The sequence below is a fragment of the Nonomuraea spiralis genome, from assembly GCF_014648435.1.
In the GTDB taxonomy this organism is placed as follows: Bacteria; Actinomycetota; Actinomycetes; order Streptosporangiales; family Streptosporangiaceae; genus Nonomuraea; species Nonomuraea spiralis.
In genome coordinates this window covers 72,793-86,989 of the sequence record NZ_BMRC01000023.1, presented here as the reverse complement: position 1 = coordinate 86,989, position 14,197 = coordinate 72,793, and the positions used below count along the sequence as shown (strand labels likewise).

The 14,197-nt window shown below is 71.0% G+C and carries 13 protein-coding genes; 1 reads left to right on the top strand and 12 read right to left on the bottom strand.

Annotated elements, in window-relative coordinates; translation table 11 throughout:
- Positions 1-41: 41 nt before the first annotated feature.
- The 9 genes from mltG (IEZ27_RS39545) to IEZ27_RS39505 form a co-directional block, all read right to left on the bottom strand.
- The gene (mltG, locus tag IEZ27_RS39545; RefSeq protein ID WP_189651959.1) at positions 42-1,199 is read right to left on the bottom strand and encodes an endolytic transglycosylase MltG; all 1,158 of its coding nucleotides are present in this window, start codon (positions 1,197-1,199) and stop codon (positions 42-44) included.
- Between the two features lie 211 nt (positions 1,200-1,410).
- Positions 1,411-2,673: an endolytic transglycosylase MltG gene (mltG, locus tag IEZ27_RS39540; RefSeq protein WP_229824761.1), complete on the bottom strand. Its 1,263-nt coding sequence runs from the start codon at positions 2,671-2,673 to the stop codon at positions 1,411-1,413.
- A gap of 88 nt (positions 2,674-2,761) precedes the next feature.
- Positions 2,762-3,244, bottom strand: coding sequence for a Holliday junction resolvase RuvX (gene ruvX / locus IEZ27_RS39535; RefSeq protein ID WP_125635655.1), 483 nt, complete (start codon positions 3,242-3,244; stop codon positions 2,762-2,764).
- A gap of 1 nt (position 3,245) precedes the next feature.
- Positions 3,246-5,918, bottom strand: a complete 2,673-nt coding sequence (gene alaS / locus IEZ27_RS39530; RefSeq protein WP_189651958.1) for an alanine--tRNA ligase — start codon at positions 5,916-5,918, stop codon at positions 3,246-3,248.
- Positions 5,919-5,941: 23 nt separating this feature from the next.
- Positions 5,942-6,172 carry a hypothetical protein gene (locus IEZ27_RS39525; protein ID WP_125635651.1) on the bottom strand — a complete coding sequence of 77 codons (231 nt, stop codon included), beginning with the start codon at positions 6,170-6,172 and terminating at the stop codon, positions 5,942-5,944.
- Complete coding sequence (locus IEZ27_RS39520; protein ID WP_125635649.1) at positions 6,169-6,543, bottom strand: DUF948 domain-containing protein; 375 nt, start codon at positions 6,541-6,543, stop codon at positions 6,169-6,171. The genes IEZ27_RS39525 and IEZ27_RS39520 overlap by 4 nt, the downstream gene beginning before the upstream one ends.
- Positions 6,544-6,725: 182 nt before the next feature.
- Positions 6,726-7,472, bottom strand: a complete 747-nt coding sequence (locus IEZ27_RS39515; RefSeq protein WP_189651957.1) for a cyclase family protein — start codon at positions 7,470-7,472, stop codon at positions 6,726-6,728.
- Between the two features lie 29 nt (positions 7,473-7,501).
- Positions 7,502-8,743, bottom strand: a complete 1,242-nt coding sequence (locus tag IEZ27_RS39510; protein WP_446686180.1) for a replication-associated recombination protein A — start codon at positions 8,741-8,743, stop codon at positions 7,502-7,504.
- A gap of 69 nt (positions 8,744-8,812) precedes the next feature.
- Positions 8,813-9,322: a DUF2231 domain-containing protein gene (locus IEZ27_RS39505; protein WP_189651956.1), complete on the bottom strand. Its 510-nt coding sequence runs from the start codon at positions 9,320-9,322 to the stop codon at positions 8,813-8,815.
- A gap of 171 nt (positions 9,323-9,493) precedes the next feature.
- Here IEZ27_RS39505 and IEZ27_RS39500 point away from each other — a divergent pair, with 171 nt between their 5' ends.
- Complete coding sequence (locus tag IEZ27_RS39500; RefSeq protein ID WP_189651955.1) at positions 9,494-10,384, top strand: peptidylprolyl isomerase; 891 nt, start codon at positions 9,494-9,496, stop codon at positions 10,382-10,384.
- 62 nt (positions 10,385-10,446) lie between these two features.
- On the opposite strand, the gene aspS is transcribed toward IEZ27_RS39500, so the two are convergent.
- The 3 genes from aspS to IEZ27_RS39485 are packed head-to-tail and all read right to left on the bottom strand — an operon-like array spanning position 10,447 to position 14,152.
- Positions 10,447-12,219, bottom strand: a complete 1,773-nt coding sequence (aspS, locus tag IEZ27_RS39495) for an aspartate--tRNA ligase (RefSeq protein WP_189651954.1) — start codon at positions 12,217-12,219, stop codon at positions 10,447-10,449.
- On the bottom strand, positions 12,216-13,475 hold the full coding sequence (gene hisS, locus IEZ27_RS39490) for a histidine--tRNA ligase (RefSeq protein WP_189651953.1): 1,260 nt from the start codon (positions 13,473-13,475) through the stop codon (positions 12,216-12,218). Before hisS ends, aspS begins: the two co-directional genes overlap by 4 nt.
- On the bottom strand, positions 13,475-14,152 hold the full coding sequence (locus tag IEZ27_RS39485; RefSeq protein ID WP_189651952.1) for an MBL fold metallo-hydrolase: 678 nt from the start codon (positions 14,150-14,152) through the stop codon (positions 13,475-13,477). Before IEZ27_RS39485 ends, hisS begins: the two co-directional genes overlap by 1 nt.
- Positions 14,153-14,197 lie beyond the last annotated feature (45 nt).

The window sequence follows — 14,197 nt, the reverse complement described above, 5'->3', positions numbered from 1 at the left end:
CCAGGAGGCGGGCGGGCCGCACGGGCGGCCCGCCGCGAGGGTCAGCCGCCGTTGCGCTGGTATTCGGCCAGCAGCGCCTGGCGTTCGGCCTCGGTGGTGGCGAACTTGGTGACGTTGCTGTTCTTGGGGTCGGTGGCGACGAAGTAGAGCCAGTCGCCCTTGGCCGGGTTGAGCGCCGCCTCGATGGCGTGCTGGCCCGGGTTCGAGATCGGGCCCGGCGGCAGGCCGAGGTACATGTACGTGTTGTACCGGCTCTTGGTCTTCGTCTCGGCGATGGTGGCGGCGGTGCGGTACTTGTTGAGGGCGTACATGACCGTGCTGTCCATCTCCAGCTTCATCTCCGGGTCGCGGTCGAGCCGGTTGTAGATGACGCGGGCGATCTTGGGCATGTCCTCGAACCGGCCGGCCTCGGCCTGGACGATGCTGGCGATGACCACGATGTCCTGGGGCTTGCGCCCGAGTTCCTTGGCGCCGCCTACCAGGTCGACCTCCTCGGCCGTCTGGTTGAAGCGCTTGACCATCGCGCCCAGGACCTGCTCAGGGGTGACGTTGGGCGGGAAGTCGTAGGTGGCCGGGAAGGCGTACCCCTCAAGCTTGCCCTTGGCGTAGGACGGCAGGTCGAGGTCGGCCTTCTTCGCCGCGGCGGCGAAGTCCTTGGCCGGCTTGCCCATCTCCTTGGCCAGCGTGGCGTAGGTGTCGGACAGGCGCAGGCCCTCCTTGATCGGCACCTTCTTCAGCAGCTTGTTCCCGGGGATCAGCATCGCCACCGCGCCGGCCGCCGACATCTTCTTGCGCATCTTGTACTGGCCGGGCTGCAGCGAGCCGCTCTTGCCGGCGTTGTCCACGGCGTTGCTGAACGCCTTGGCGCTGGCCACCACGCCCAGGCGTACCAGCTCCTCGGCCACCTCCGACGCGGTCTGGCCGTCCTTGATCTCGACGACCACCTCGCCGGTCCCCTGGCCGGTGTAGTCGTCGGGCACGAGGGCGTCGCTGAGCCACAGGTAGCCGTAGTAGCCGCCGCCGCCGATGATGCCCGCCAGCACGACGAAGGCGAGCAGCGGCGCGATGAAACCGCCCCGGTTGCGGCGTCTGCGCCGCCGGCGGTTGCCGCCGCGTTTGCCGGAACCACGAGAACGGCGCCGGGATCGACCCTCGTCGTCCTCGGTGCCGAGCAGGGAGTTCAGATCGAGATCGCTCATAGATGCGCTGGCCAATCTCCCGGTACGGCCCGTTCGGCGTCAAGCGGTAGTGCCGAACCGGCTGAGGTCACCGGGCGGAACGGGGGGATCCGCCGGGCATGCTCCCACGACCAGCGGAGATCACTCTGGGTAGCCATGCTAGGGGATGGGAAGAGGGCGCATGACCCAAGTTGGGACTTTTGCGCGGGTATGTGAGGGGTCCCGCCGCGCATCAGCCCGTCCCGAGGTTCTTGTTCAACTCTTCCCGGTATCTCACGAACTCGCTCTCTTTATTGGTGAATTTGGTGATTCTATGCGCCGGATCGGTCGTCACAAACCAGTGCCAATCACCTTGCGCTGGGTGCAGGGCCGCCAGCAGCGCCTTCTCACCAGGATTGGCGATGGGTCCGGGCGGCAGCCCGTGACGGCGGTAGGTGTTGTAGGGGGAGTTCACCTTGGTGTCGCGCTCCGTGACCTTCAGTGACCGGCGGTTCTGGGCGTACAGGACCGTGGTGTCGAGCTCCAGCGGCCTGTCGCTGCCGAGTCTGTTGTAGATCACTCTGGCGATCTTCGGGTAATCGGCGTCCGTGCCGCCCTCGGCCTGGACGATGCTGGCGACCGTGACGGCCTCCAGCGGGCTCAGGCCCAGCCGGGCGGCCCCCTCCGCCAGGCGCACCTGCCGGGCGGCGACGCCCCACCGTTCCACCATGGCGGCCAGCAGGTCCACGGGCTTGTCGCCGGGCTCGACCTCGTACGTGGCCGGGAACAGGAAACCCTCGATCCCGGGCGCGTACGAGGGCAGCCCGATGAGACTCTTGTCGACGCTCTGGAGCTCCTTCAGCGGCAGCCCGGCCAGCTGGGCGACACGTCGCAGCACCTCGCCCGCGCGCAGCCCCTCGGGCACCACCACGCGCCTGACCAGCCGGGAGGCGGGCGCCAGCAGCAGGTCGAGCGCCGCGCCCGCGGCCATGCCCTTGCGCAGCCGGTAGTGGCCGGGACGCAGCCGGTTGGCCACGGCGCGTTCCTGGGCCGCGTTCACGAACGAGCGCGAGCTGGCCACCACGCCGGCGTCGGCCAGCGCGGTGCCGATCTGCTCGGCGTTCGCGCCCGGCGGGATCCGTACGGTGACCGTCCCGCTGCCCGCGCCCTCGAAGTCATCGGGACTCAGGTACGGCCGGACCACCATGAGCATGCCCGCCCCCGCCGCCACCAGCGCCGCCACCAGCGCGGCGGAGATCAGCCCCGCCCTGCGCAGGGCCCGGCCGCGGCGCGGCGACAGCGGGATGACCTCGGCGGGCTCCCCGGGCTCCCCGCCCGCCGGGTCGCGGCGTCCTGTCTCCGGGCGTCCGGGCTCGGAGTGTGCCGGCTCGGGGTGTCCAGAATCCGGGTGTCCCGGCTCGGGGTGTCCCGGCTCGGGGGGCGGGGGCTCCTGGTCGGAGTCCGCCTGCCGGAAGGGGATCACCTCGCCGGCGTCGTCGTCAGGCGTGCCGGTCACGCGGCCACCTCGCCGGCCGGGCGCGCGCCGGGCGGCGTGCGGAACGGACGGCTGATGGCCTCGGCGCGGGCCTCGCGGTGCGGCCCGCTCATGAGGCAGGTCCGTCGGCCGCCGCGGGGGGCGGTTCGACGGGCCTGCCTGGTGGTCTTTCGGTGGCGCGTTCGGAGTCGATCGCGTCCTGCAACAACACGACGGCGGCCGCCTGGTCGACGACCCCGCGCTGCTTCTTGGCGCGTACGCCGCTGGCCCGCAGCCCGTGCTGGGCCGCGACCGTGGTGAGCCGTTCGTCGAACAGCCGCACGGGCGTGGGCGCGAGCCGCCCGGCCAGCTCGGCGGCGAACGCGCGGGCCAGCCCCGCCGCCTGGCCCTCACGGCCGGACAGCGAGGTGGGCAACCCCACGATCACCTCGATCGCCTCGTGCTCGGCGACGATCTCGGCGATGCGATCGAGGTCGCCCTTGCCCCTGCGCACGGTCTCGACCGGCGTGGCCAGCGTCCCACTGGGGTCGCTACGGGCCACGCCGATACGTACGGATCCGACGTCGACGCCGATCCGCGAACCGAACCTCATGTCATCCGATCTGCTCGCCGATGGCCTGTTCGACCAGGCCGAGCGCGTCGCCGATCGCCTCGGGCCGCGTACCGCCGCCCTGCGCGACATCGTCCTTGCCGCCACCGCCACCCCCAAGAGCCTTGGCGGCGACGCCGACCAGCCTTCCGGCCTTGAGCCCCCGCTCGCGCCCCGCCTCGTTGACCGCGGCGACCACCACGGGCCGGTCGGAGGGGGCGCCGGCGATCACCACGACCGCCGGCCGGTCGGCCGGGAATCTGCCACGCACATCAAGCGCGAGCTTACGCAGGTCGTCGGCACCGGTGCCATCAGGCGCGCGGTGTGTCACCACGGAGACTCCGTGCAGGTCACGAGCCTGGGACGCCAGCTCGCCGGCGATCTGGAGCACCTGGGCCGAGCGCACCTTCTCCAGCTCCTTCTCGGCGGTGCGCAGGCGGGTGACGATGCCCTCGATGCGCTCGGGCAGCTCCTCGCGGCGCGCCTTGAGCTGCTCGGACAGCTGCGCCACCAGCACGCTCTCGCGAGCCAGGAAGCGGAAGGCGTCGATGCCGACCAGCGCCTCGACGCGGCGCACGCCCGCGCCGACCGACTGCTCGCCCAGCACCTTGACCAGGCCGAGCTGCCCGGAGCTGTGGACGTGGGTGCCGCCGCACAGCTCGCGCGAGTAGTCGCCGATCTCGACCACGCGGACCTCGTCGCCGTACTTCTCGCCGAACATCGCCAGCGCGCCCATCGCCCTGGCCTCGGCCTGGGAGGTGTAGAACGCGTTGACCTTGAGGTCGTTGATCAGCACCGCGTTGACCTCGTCCTCGACGTCGCGCAGCACGCTGGCCGGGACGGCGCCCGCCGCGGTGAAGTCGAAGCGGAAGCGGCCCGGGGAGTTCTCCGAGCCCGCCTGCGCCGCCGTCTCGCCCAGCGCGTTCTTGAAGCCGCGGTGGACCAGGTGGGTGGCGCTGTGGCTGCGCGAGATCGCCCGGCGGCGCTCAAGGTCGATCTCGGCCTGCGCCTCGTCGCCGACCTTCAGCTCGCCGCTGCGGATCTTGCCGCGGTGGACGATCAGGCCCTTGAGCGGCGACTGCACGTCGAGGATCTCGACCTCGGCGCCGGATGTGCGGATCACGCCCTGGTCGGCGAGCTGGCCGCCGCCCTCGGCGTAGAACGGGGTGCGGCCGAGCACGATCTCGACGGTCGTGCCCGCGCCCGCCGCCGGCACGCTGACGCCGTCGACCAGGATGCCGACGACCGAGGTGTCGGCCTCGGTCTGGTCGTAGCCGAGGAAGTCGATCTTGCCGGCCTTCTCCAGCAGGTGGCCGAAGACGGAGATGTCGGCGTTGCCGGTCTTCTTCGCCGCCGCGTCGGCCTTGGCGTTCTGCCGCTGCTCCTTCATGAGGCGGCGGAAGCCCTCTTCGTCGACCTTGAGCCCCTGCTCGGCCGCCATCTCCAGGGTCAGGTCGATCGGGAAGCCGTAGGTGTCGTGCAGCTTGAACGCCTGGTCGCCCGAGAGCGTCGTGCCCGACTTGCGCTTGGTCTCCTCGACGGCCACGTCGAAGATCGCGGTGCCGGTGCGGAGCGTCCCCAGGAAGGACGCCTCCTCCGCGTCGATGATCCCGTGGATCTGCGGCGCGTCGACCTTGAGCTCGGGGTACTGCTCGCCCATCACGTTGATCGCGACGTCGGTCAGATCGTGCATGTAGCGCTCGTCGCCGGAGCCGAGCAGGCGCAGGTTGCGCACCGAACGGCGCAGGATGCGGCGCAGCACGTAGCCGCGGCCCTCGTTGCCGGGCATGACGCCGTCGGCGACCAGCATCGTGCCGGTGCGCACATGGTCGGCGATCACGCGCAGGCTCACGTCGGCGCGGTGGTCGCGGCCGTAGCGGGTCTTGGTGAGCTCGGCCGCCTTGTCGAGGATCTTGTAGGTGGTGTCGATCTCGTAGAGGTTGTCGACGCCCTGCAGGATCGTCGCCATGCGCTCAAGGCCCATGCCGGTGTCGATGTTCTTGGCCGGCAGCTCGCCGGAGATGTCGAAGTCGACCTTGGTGCGGACCTGGCTGAGCTGGTACTGCATGAAGACGAGGTTCCAGACCTCGAGGTAGCGGTCCTCGTCGGCGACGGGGCCGCCCTCCTTGCCGTACTCGGGGCCGCGGTCGTAGTAGATCTCCGAGCAGGGGCCGCCGGGGCCGGGCACGCCCATGTGCCAGTAGTTGTCCTCCAGGCCGCGGCGCTGGATACGGCTCTCGGGCACGCCGACCTTGTTGCGCCAGATGTCGTAGGCCTCGTCGTCCTCGAGGTAGACGGTGGCCCAGAGCCGGTCTTCGGGGAAGCCGAAGCCGCCGTCGGACTCGGAGCGGGTGAGCAGCTCCCACGCGAACGGGATCACTTCGGACTTGAAGTAGTCGCCGAAGGAGAAGTTGCCGAGCATCTGGAAGAAGGTGGCGTGCCGGGTGGTCTTGCCGACCTCTTCGATGTCGGGGGTGCGCACACACTTCTGCGCGGTTGCCAGCCGTGACGCCGGAGGCTTGCGCTGCCCCAGGAAGTACGGCTTGAACGGCACCATACCGGCAGGAACCAGGAGCAGCGTCGGGTCCTCAGCGATCAGGCTGGCCGAGGGCACGACCTTGTGCCCACGCTCCTCGAAGAAGCGCAGGAAGCGGCGGGCTATCTCTGCCGACTCCATTGTGGCCATCCTTTGCTGGGTAGTCAGTTGTCGATTTCAGCGTTGTCGAGCCCGAAGCGCGCCCGCAACTGGGTTTCGCGCTCGGCGGCCTCGCCGAGCGCGTCAGAGGTAAAGTCTCTCACCCGCGCGAGCATCCCCGCCGCGCCGTCGGCCGTGCGCCGGACGACGTGGTTCGGGTGCAGCGCCTGCAGCCTGCGCATCACCCAGAAGGCGAGGAACGCGCCGAGCGAGAGGTAGAACAGCCGTCTGATCACCGGGACCGCCTCGCCTTGGGCGGTCTGCGGGCCTCGATGGCGCGCCGCACGCCGTAGCCGAGCGACGACACCTTGATCAACGGGCCGGTGAAGATGGTCTGCGTCACCGCGCTGAGCTTGGCGGCGTGGGCGCTGACCTGCTTGACGTCCTGGGCGATGGCCTCGACCACGACCAGTTGCCTGTTGGTCTCGTTGACCGTGACGCTCACGTCGTCGAGCAGCGGCGCCAGGCGGTTGTTCAGGTCGGAGACCGCCTTGGTCGTCTCGGTGAGCAGCCTGGCGAGCTTGACGAGCACCATGGCGAGAACGCAGACCAGCACGATCCATCCCGTGGCGGCGATCAGCCCGGCGACCTCTCCAGCGGTAAGCATCCGCTCATCTCCCTCGTACGCTGGGCCGGAACGGCATGAACCCTATCGCGTCCGGGCGACAACCCTGGTGAGGAAAACGGGCCCGAACCGGCATCGAGGTCGCCTCCGGACACTTCCGTGACCGGCCGCATGAGCACACGCGCCACTCCGCCCCCACTCCGACCAGGGGTTGCGCGGCCGGCTCAGCTCTCGGGCACGCGGGCGAAGGCGCGTACGGGGACCCGCGCGACGCCCGCGAGACGCGCGGGCGCGGCCGTGAACAGGGCGCCGGTCGGCGGGAGCCGGTCGAGCCCGGTCAGCCGCTCCACGACCGGCACACCCGCCTCCAGCAGCGCGTCGAGGGCCGGGCTGCCCTCGTGCGCGGCGTCGTCGAGCGCGTCGGCGTCGGTGCCGACCAGGGCGACGCCGTGCTCGGCCAGCCACGCGGCGGCCGCCGCGGTGAGCTGCCGGCCCTCGCGCGCGCCGGTGTGCAGCAGCACGGCCCTCCCGCGTACGTCGAAAGCGGCCAGCGCGCCCACGCCGACGGTCCGCCCCTCGGCCCCTGTCACGCGCACCACCACGGCGGGCAGGTCGGCGACGCGCGCCAGCGGGAGCGCGGCCAGGTCGCCGCCGGGCGCCACCAGGTACGTGCCGCCCTCGTGGGGCAGGTGGTCGAGCTCGGCCAGCGCTCCCCCGGCGCCGGGCGCGGCCGCGGCGGCGCGGTCGGACGGGCCGCCGCGGGTGCCCTTGTGCGGCTCGGCGAAGATCTCGACGCCGCTCAGCTCGACCGCGTCGGTCATCAGCAGGCCGAGCGAGGCCACGAACAGCGCGGCGATCTCGTCCTCGGTGGCGTCGGGACCCGGCAGGTCGACGCGGAAGCCGTGGACGGTGAGGTCGCCGCCGTTGCCGAAGGTGATGGAGGCGTCGAAGGCGGCGCGGTAATCGGTCATGGTGGCGATCAATCTAGCGGGCGGGGCGGTCAGGAGCCGCGCAGGAAGTCGCGGATCCGGGTCCAGCGGTCGGCCACGGGGGCCTCGGCGCCGTGTCTGGTGGGCTCGTAGTAGCGGCGCTCGCGCACCTGCTCGGGCGCGTAGTCCTGGCGCACGAGCCCGTGGTCGAAGTCGTGCGGGTACTTGTAGCCGTCGCCGTGGCCGAGCTTGGCCGCGCCGGGGTAGTGGGCGTCGCGCAGGTGGCCGGGGACCTGGCCGATCAGGCCCTTGCGCACGTCGCCGACCGCCGCGCCGATGGCCTTGACGACCGCGTTGGACTTGGGCGCCATCGCGCAGTGGATGACGGCGTGGGCCAGGTTGATCTGGCCTTCGGGCAGCCCGATGAGCTGCACCGCCTGGGCCACGGCCACCGCCGTCTGCAGGCAGGTGGGGTCGGCCATGCCGACGTCCTCGGAGGCGAAGATGACGATGCGGCGGGCGATGAAGCGCGGGTCCTCACCGGCCTCGATCATGCGGGCGAGGTAATGGAGCGCCGCGTCGGCGTCGGAGCCGCGCATCGACTTGATGAACGCGCTGATCACGTCGTAGTGCTGGTCGCCCTGGCGGTCGTAGCGCACGGCCGCCTTGTCGGCGGCCTTCTCCACGACCTCGACGGTGATGTCGTCGGCCAGCAGGGCGGCGGCCTCCAGGTAGGTCAGCGACCTGCGCGCGTCGCCGCCGGCCAGGCGTACCAGGTGGTCGAGGGCCTCGGGCGCGAGGGTGGCCCGGCCGCCCAGGCCGCGCGGCTCGGACACCGCGCGTTCCAGGACCGCGCGTACGTCGTCGTCGGACAGCGACTCCAGCGTGAGCAGCAGCGAGCGCGACAACAGCGGCGAGATGACCGAGAAGGACGGGTTTTCGGTGGTGGCGCCGATGAACGTGACCCAGCGGTTCTCCACTGCCGGGAGCAGCGCGTCCTGCTGGGCCTTGTTGAAGCGGTGGACCTCGTCGACGAACAGCACGGTCTGGCGGCCGCTCATGCCCAGCTCGCGGCGGGCGTTGTCGATGGCGGCACGGACGTCCTTGACACCGGCGGAGACGGCGGAGATCTCGACGAAGCGGCGTTTGGTGACGTTGGAGACCACGTAGGCCAGGGTCGTCTTGCCGGTGCCGGGCGGGCCCCACAGGAACAGCGACATGGGGGCCTCGCTCTCGACCAGCCGCCGCAGCGGGGTGCCGGAGCCCAGCAGGTGTCGCTGGCCGATCACCTCGTCGAGGGTGCGCGGGCGCATCCGCACCGCGAGGGGCTGCGGGGTGGCCTCCTCAGCCGCCGAATCGAACAGGCTATCCACAACGCGAGATTACACGCCGTGCAGGGGCGTCATGCCCGCCGATGCCCATACGGCCCTGGCCCCGGAGTCGCCCGCGCGGAAGCAGAAGTAGCCCGCCACGGCGGCCAGGACGACCGTCAGCGCCGACAGGACGATCGTGACGGGCCTGCCGAACCGGTCGGAGGTGAGCGAGCCGCGTCCGGGGGTGGTGGCGTACACGAGGGCCAGGGTGACGGCCGCCAGGCCGGCCGCCGACAACAGCAGCGGGCTCGCGTAGCTCTCGTGCGCGGCGACGCGGGCGCCGAGCGGGCCCTCGACCTCGGCGAAGCGGGCCCGTTTCAGGCTCTCGCCGCTCTCCTTGGCCGCGAACACCGCCACGGGCGCGGCCACGGCGAGCAGCACCACCGCCCACGCCGCCGGCGTCCGTACGCGGGGCACCAGCGCGTACGCCGCCGCCGCGAGGACGAGCAGCGGCGTCAGCACCACGGCGAAATGGACGATCAGCGGATGGGCCGGCAAACCGAGGATCTGATCGAACACGGTCACTCCTTAAGGGGCCTCACCAGGACTACGAATCCTCGCGCGAAAAGGTTCTTGATCACACTTGCCCCAGTCAACGGCTTTCGTCACTTACGCCCGGCACATATCGGAGGCCGGTAGCATTCGCGGAGTTGTTTGGTCATGTGTCGGCAAAGATGAAGGAGACAACCGGTGAGCGGCGACGACCGCCAGAGCGAGCTGGCTCGGGAGCACAAGGAGCGGCAGGCGAAGCGCGCGGCCGAGCAGACCGCCAAAGCCAGGCGGAACACCTTCATCGGCGCGGGCGTGGCCGTCGTGGTGGTGGCGGGCGGCGTCTTCGCCGCGACCACCCTGATGGGCGACGACGACAAGACCGCCGCGGCGGCGAGCACGCCCACGCCCTCCGCCAGCACCAGCTCCCCCGCGCCGACGGCGCTGCCGAGCACCGCGCCGCCGAAGAACGCGAGCAAGGTGTCGTGCACGTACAAGCGTGACGACTCCGCGCCCAACAAGTTCGTCGGCCTGCCGGGCAAGCGGCCCAACCTGAAGCTCAAGACGATGACCGTGAGCACCAACCACGGCGACATCGTGATCGACGTCGACGCGAACGCGACCCCGTGCTCGGTCAACTCGATGGCGTTCCTGGCCAGGAAGGGCTTCTACGACAACACCAAGTGCCACCGCCTGGCGACGCCGGAGACGGCCGGCCTGTTCCTGCTCCAGTGCGGCGACCCGCAGGCCAAGGCCGACGGCAGGAACCCGACCGACGGCCAGGGCACGGCCGGCTACGTGTACGCCGACGAGGCCGCCGGCGGCATGTCCTACACCAAGGGCGTGGTGTTCCTGACCCAGCCCGACGGCGCCGCCGGGCAGAACAGCAGCCAGTTCGCCATCTCGCTGTCGGACGAGAACGGCCAGCTCGAACCGCAGTACTCGGTGCTCGGCATCGTCCGCTCGGGCCTGGAGATCATCGAGAAGGTCGCCAAGGACGGCGTCATCGTCAACGGCGACGACATCGTGGGCGACGGCGGCTCGACCGCCCCCAAGAACCCGATCATCATCAAGCGCGTCACCGTGAAGTAGCGGCCGGCACGACGACGGCGGGCGCCCCCGGGGAAGGGGCGCCCGCCGTCGTCATGTGCGGGTCAGGACTCGTTCTTGAGCTGGGCCTCGTTCTTGGACTGGGCCTCGCTCTTGGGCTGGGCGTCGACGCCCGCCTCCTTGCGCTGGTCGGCCGTGATCGGCGTGGGCGCGCCGGTCAGCGGGTCGAAGCCGGAGGCGGTCTTCGGGAACGCGATCACGTCGCGGATCGAGTCGCCGTCGGACAGCAGCATGCAGATCCGGTCCCAGCCGTAGGCGATGCCGCCGTGCGGGGGCGGGCCGTACTTGAACGCCTCCAGCAGGAAGCCGAACTTGCTCTCGGCCTCCTCCTTGGAGATGCCGAGCACGTCGAAGACCCGCTGCTGCATCTCGGCCCGGTGGATACGGATCGAGCCGCCGCCGATCTCCATGCCGTTGCAGACCATGTCGTAGGCGTAGGCCAGGGCCTCGGCCGGGTGGTCCTGGAAGTTGTCGGCCCACTCCGGCTTGGGGCCGGTGAACGGGTGGTGCACGGCCGTCCAGCCGCCCTCGCCGTCCTCCTCGAACATGGGGGCGTCGACCACCCACAGGAACGACCACTGCGACTCGTCGATCAGGCCGCAACGGCGGCCGATCTCCAGCCGGGCCGCGCCCAGCAGGTCGCGCGAGGCGCCGCGGGCTCCGGCGGCGAAGAAGATCGCGTCGCCGGGGGCGGCGCCGACCTTGGCCGCCAGGCCGGACAGCTCCGCCTCCGACAGGTTCTTGGCGACCGGGCCGCCGAGCGTGCCGTCCTCCTGGACCAGCACGTACGCCAGGCCCTTGGCGCCGCGGCTGCGCGCCCACTCCTGCCAGCCGTCGAGCTCCTTGCGGGTCTGCGAGGCGCCGCCCGGCATGACCACGGCGCCGACGTAGTCGGCCTGGAACACGCGGAAGGAGGTGGCGGAGAAGTAGTCGGTCATCTCGACGAGCTCCTGGCCGAAGCGCAGGTCGGGCTTGTCGGAGCCGTAGCGGGCCATGGCGTCGGCGTAGGTCATGCGCGGCAGCGGCATGGGGATCTCGTAGCCGAGGATCTCCCGCCACAGCCGGCCGACCAGCTTCTCGCCGACCTCGATGACGTCCTCCTGGTCGACGAAGGACATCTCGACGTCGATCTGGGTGAACTCGGGCTGGCGGTCGGCCCGCAGGTCCTCGTCGCGGTAGCACTTGGCGAGCTGGTAGTAGCGCTCCAGGCCGGCGACCTGGAGGAGCTGCTTGAACAGCTGGGGCGACTGCGGCAGGGCGTACCAGTTGCCGGGCTGCAGGCGGACCGGCACCAGGAAGTCGCGCGCGCCCTCGGGGGTGGAACGGGTCAGCGTCGGGGTCTCGACGTAGACGAAGCCGAGCTCGTGCATCACCTCGTTGGCCAGGTAGGTGGCCTTGGAACGGGTGCGCATGGCGCTCGCGACCTGCTGGCGGCGGATGTCGAGGTAGCGGTACTTGAGCCGGGCCTCCTCCGACACGCCCACGTTGCCCTCGATGGGGAACGGCAGCGGCGCGGACTCGCTCAGCACCTCGACCCGCTCGGCCACGACCTCGATCGCGCCGGTGGGCAGCTCGGGGTTCTCGTTGCCCTCCGGGCGCACCCTGACCTGGCCGACGACCTTCACGCAGTATTCGGCGCGCAGGTCGTGGGCGTGGTCCTCCTCGCGGAAGACCACCTGCGCCGAGCCGGAGGCGTCGCGCAGGTCGATGAAGACAACGCCGCCGTGGTCACGGCGGCGGGCCACCCATCCTGCGAGCGTCACCTGCTGCCCGGCGTGCTCCTCACGGAGCGACCCGGCCGTATGCGTGCGGATCACTGCACTTTCCCTTTCAAAACGTCGGCGACCTGGGCCAGCGGCACCTCGGTCTGTTCAGCGGTGGTCAGGTCCTTCAGTTGCACGGCCTCGGCCGCGAGGTCACGCTCGCCCAGGATCAGCGCGAATCGGGCGCCGGAACGGTCCGCGCCCTTCATCGCGCCCTTGAGCCCCTTGCCGCCGAAGGCCATGTCGGCGCTGATGCCCGCCTCGCGCAGCTCGGAGACGAGCAGGAACATGCGGCGGCGGGCGTCGTCACCCAGCGGGACACCGTACACCTGCACGCGGCCCGGCGCGGCCTCGTCGAGCAGACCCTCGGCCTCCATCGCCAGGTACGTGCGATCGACGCCGAGCGCCCAGCCGACGCTGGGCAGCGGCGGGCCGCCCAGCATCTCGCTGAGCCCGTCGTAGCGGCCGCCGCCGCCGACGGCCGACTGGGAGCCGAGCCCGCCGTGCACGAACTCGAACGTGGTGCGCGTGTAGTAGTCGAGCCCGCGCACCAGCCGCGGGTCGTCCTCGAACGCCACGCCCGAGGCGGTCAGCAGCGAGCGGACCTCCTCGTGGTAGCTCTTGCACGCCGCGCACAGGTGGTCGACCACCAGCGGCGCGCCGGTGAGCTGGGCCTGCACCTCGGGCCGCTTGTCGTCGAGCACCCGCAGCGGGTTGATCTCGATGCGGGCCCTGGTGTCCTCGTCGAGGTCGAGCCCGCGCAGGAACTCCTGCAGCGCGGCCCGGTAGGCGGGCCGGCAGTTCTTGTCGCCGAGCGAGTTGACCAGCAGCCTGACCTGCCTGAGCCCGAGCGAGGCGAAGCCGCGCGCGCCGAGCACGATCAGCTCGGCGTCGAGCGCCGGGTCCTCGGAGCCGAGGGCCTCGGCCCCGACCTGCCAGAAGTGGCGGTAGCGGCCCTTCTGGGCACGCTCGTAGCGGAACTGGCTGCCGGAGTACCACAGTTTGACCGGGAGCTGGCCGGTGTGGAGATTGTGCTGGAGCACGGCGCGCACGACCGAGGCGGTGCCCTCGGGGCGCAGGGTCAGCGACCTGCCCGCCCTGTCGGGGAAGGTGTACATCTCCTTGGAGACCACGTCGGTGGACTCGCCCACGCCCCGCTTGAACAGCTCGGTGTCCTCGAAGACGGGGGTCTCGACGTAGCCGTAGCCAGCCAGCCTCAGGGGCGCGACCAGCGCCTCGCGCACGGCCAGCACGCGCTCGGAGCGCGGCGGCAGCCAGTCGAAGGTGCCTTTCGGTGCTTGGAAGCTCATTAGATCCCTCGTGTGGGACCGGCCTGCGGCGCCGCTTCCTTCAGGTACGGGTTGGTAGCGCGCTCGCGGCCGATCGTGGTCTGTGGTCCGTGGCCCGGCAGGACGACCGTATCGTCAGGCAGCGGCAGGCACTTGGTGGCCAGGCTGCTCAGGAGGGTCGCGTAGTCGCCGCCGGGAAGGTCGGAACGGCCGATGGAGCCGGCGAACAGCAGGTCGCCCGAGAACATGATCTCGTCGCCGGGCAGCCGGAAGCTCACCGACCCCCTGGTATGGCCGGGCGTGTGGTCGACCACGAGATCGAGGCCCGCCAGGCTGAGCTCCGCGCCGTCGGACAGCTCGCGCACGTCGTCGGGCTCGCTCAGCCTGATGTCGCCGAACAGCGAGACGCCGCCGCCCCAGCCGGCGGAGGGGTCGCTCAGCAGGTGGCGGTCGTCGGGGTGGATCCACGCGGGGACGTCGCGCGCGCCGCAGACCGGGGCGACCGACCACACGTGGTCGAGGTGGCCGTGCGTGAGCAGCACCGCGACCGGCTTGAGCCGGTGCTCGCGCAGCAGCTCGTCGACGCCTCCGGCCGCGTCCTGGCCCGGATCGACGATCACGCACTCCTCGCCGGCCGCGGGCGCGACGACGTAACAATTGGTCTGGAGGGCCCCTGCGGGGAAGCCTGCGATGAGCATCTGCCTCAGGTGATCTCGTCGAAAAGCCAATGGGAATGTAACCGA

What these genes read in the sequence shown, in the direction of transcription:
- IEZ27_RS39510 (WP_446686180.1), bottom strand. Translation starts at nt 8,743, where the DNA reads ATGCGCCCGCGCACCCTCGACGAGGTGATCGGCCAGCGACACCTGCTG.
- mltG (WP_189651959.1), bottom strand. Translation starts at nt 1,199, where the DNA reads ATGAGCGATCTCGATCTGAACTCCCTGCTCGGCACCGAGGACGACGAG.
- IEZ27_RS39520 (WP_125635649.1), bottom strand. Translation starts at nt 6,543, where the DNA reads ATGCTTACCGCTGGAGAGGTCGCCGGGCTGATCGCCGCCACGGGATGG.
- IEZ27_RS39515 (WP_189651957.1), bottom strand. Translation starts at nt 7,472, where the DNA reads ATGACCGATTACCGCGCCGCCTTCGACGCCTCCATCACCTTCGGCAAC.
- ruvX (WP_125635655.1), bottom strand. Translation starts at nt 3,244, where the DNA reads ATGAGGTTCGGTTCGCGGATCGGCGTCGACGTCGGATCCGTACGTATC.
- IEZ27_RS39485 (WP_189651952.1), bottom strand. Translation starts at nt 14,152, where the DNA reads ATGCTCATCGCAGGCTTCCCCGCAGGGGCCCTCCAGACCAATTGTTAC.
- alaS (WP_189651958.1), bottom strand. Translation starts at nt 5,918, where the DNA reads ATGGAGTCGGCAGAGATAGCCCGCCGCTTCCTGCGCTTCTTCGAGGAG.
- hisS (WP_189651953.1), bottom strand. Translation starts at nt 13,475, where the DNA reads ATGAGCTTCCAAGCACCGAAAGGCACCTTCGACTGGCTGCCGCCGCGC.